At 58.9% G+C, this 2439-nt stretch carries 2 rRNA genes (1 of these 2 only partly in view); both read left to right on the top strand.

Annotated features, from left to right (window positions below):
- Positions 1-189 precede the first annotated feature (189 nt).
- A 16S ribosomal RNA gene (locus tag ABZ794_RS33765) occupies positions 190-1704 on the top strand.
- Between the two features lie 384 nt (positions 1705-2088).
- A 23S ribosomal RNA gene (locus ABZ794_RS33770) occupies positions 2089-2439 on the top strand (it continues 2857 nt past the right edge of the window).
- The 16S and 23S rRNA genes sit together here, the layout of an rRNA operon.

Raw genomic sequence — 2439 nt, forward strand, 5'->3', positions numbered from 1 at the left:
AGCCCCGGTTGGGGTTCCACTGTGGTGGGGCTTCTGGTCGGTGTGTGGTTGTTCTTTGAGAACTCAACAGGGTGCTTGTAAAGCCAGTGCCAATTATGATTTATACCCCGGACTGGTCAGTTTTTGCTGGCTGGTTGGGATTCCTTTGGCAACATTTGTTTGTTGTCAGGATGCTGTTCAACTAATTTTTTGTTGGAGAGTTTGATCCTGGCTCAGGACGAACGCTGGCGGCGTGCTTAACACATGCAAGTCGAGCGGAAAGGCCCTTCGGGGTACTCGAGCGGCGAACGGGTGAGTAACACGTGAGCAACCTGCCCCAAGCTTTGGGATAACCCTCGGAAACGGGGGCTAATACCGAATAGGACTGCTGGCCGCATGGCTGGTGGTGGAAAGTTTTTCGGCTTGGGATGGGCTCGCGGCCTATCAGCTTGTTGGTGGGGTGATGGCCTACCAAGGCGACGACGGGTAGCCGGCCTGAGAGGGCGACCGGCCACACTGGGACTGAGACACGGCCCAGACTCCTACGGGAGGCAGCAGTGGGGAATATTGCACAATGGGCGGAAGCCTGATGCAGCGACGCCGCGTGAGGGATGACGGCCTTCGGGTTGTAAACCTCTTTCAGCAGGGACGAAGCGAGAGTGACGGTACCTGCAGAAGAAGCACCGGCCAACTACGTGCCAGCAGCCGCGGTAAGACGTAGGGTGCGAGCGTTGTCCGGATTTATTGGGCGTAAAGAGCTCGTAGGCGGCTTGTCGCGTCGACCGTGAAAACTTGGGGCTCAACTCCAAGCCTGCGGTCGATACGGGCAGGCTAGAGTTCGGTAGGGGAGACTGGAATTCCTGGTGTAGCGGTGAAATGCGCAGATATCAGGAGGAACACCGGTGGCGAAGGCGGGTCTCTGGGCCGATACTGACGCTGAGGAGCGAAAGCGTGGGGAGCGAACAGGATTAGATACCCTGGTAGTCCACGCTGTAAACGTTGGGCGCTAGGTGTGGGGGGCCTCTCCGGTTTCCTGTGCCGCAGCTAACGCATTAAGCGCCCCGCCTGGGGAGTACGGCCGCAAGGCTAAAACTCAAAGGAATTGACGGGGGCCCGCACAAGCGGCGGAGCATGCGGATTAATTCGATGCAACGCGAAGAACCTTACCTGGGTTTGACATGGCCGCAAAACTCGCAGAGATGTGAGGTCCTTCGGGGGCGGTCACAGGTGGTGCATGGCTGTCGTCAGCTCGTGTCGTGAGATGTTGGGTTAAGTCCCGCAACGAGCGCAACCCTCGTTCGATGTTGCCAGCGCGTTATGGCGGGGACTCATCGAAGACTGCCGGGGTCAACTCGGAGGAAGGTGGGGATGACGTCAAGTCATCATGCCCCTTATGTCCAGGGCTTCACGCATGCTACAATGGCCGGTACAATGGGCTGCGATACCGTGAGGTGGAGCGAATCCCAAAAAGCCGGTCTCAGTTCGGATCGGGGTCTGCAACTCGACCCCGTGAAGTCGGAGTCGCTAGTAATCGCAGATCAGCAACGCTGCGGTGAATACGTTCCCGGGCCTTGTACACACCGCCCGTCACGTCACGAAAGTCGGCAACACCCGAAGCCGGTGGCCCAACCCTTGTGGAGGGAGCCGTCGAAGGTGGGGCTGGCGATTGGGACGAAGTCGTAACAAGGTAGCCGTACCGGAAGGTGCGGCTGGATCACCTCCTTTCTAAGGAGCACCTTCACCCGAAGGGGTGCAAGGAGCCCGCGGCCCACGAATGTTGGGTCGGGGTGCTCGAATGGCGGAGACACTGGCAAGTTTTGCCCTGGCAACGGCCGGCGGCGCTTAGTACAGCCATCTTCGGGTGGTGGGAACGGATGCTGTTGGTGCGGCTGGGGGAGAATGTGAGCACCCTGTTGGGTCCTGAAGGAACAACCATTGGTTGTTGTTTCAGAGACGCGCCGGCCTCCTGTGTGGGGGCTGGAAGTCTGCCAGGCATGGCCTGGCCCCACATACCGTTGGTCCTTTCGGGGGCTGGGTTTGGTGTGGGGCGGATCGGGTTGTGGGTTGGTCGTTTGTTGAGAATTGCACAGTGGACGCGAGCATCTTTGTGGTCAAGTTGTCAAGGGCGAACGGTGAATGCCTTGGCACCAGGAGCCGATGAAGGACGTGGGAGGCCGCGATAGGCCTGGGGGAGCTGTCAACCAAGCTGTGATCCCAGGGTGTCCGAATGGGGAAACCTGGCACCAGTCATGTGGTGTCACCCACACCTGAACACATAGGGTGTGTGGAGGGAACGCGGGGAAGTGAAACATCTCAGTACCCGTAGGAAGAGAAAACAATTTAGTGATTCCGTGAGTAGTGGCGAGCGAAAGCGGATCGAGGCTAAACCGGCTGCGTGTGATACCTGTCAGGGGTTGCGTGGTCGGGGTTGTGGGACCCCGCTGAGTGTACTGACATGCG

The sequence above is a fragment of the Micromonospora sp. NPDC047187 genome (genome assembly GCF_040643355.1).
Classification (GTDB): Bacteria; Actinomycetota; Actinomycetes; order Mycobacteriales; family Micromonosporaceae; genus Micromonospora; species Micromonospora salmantinae.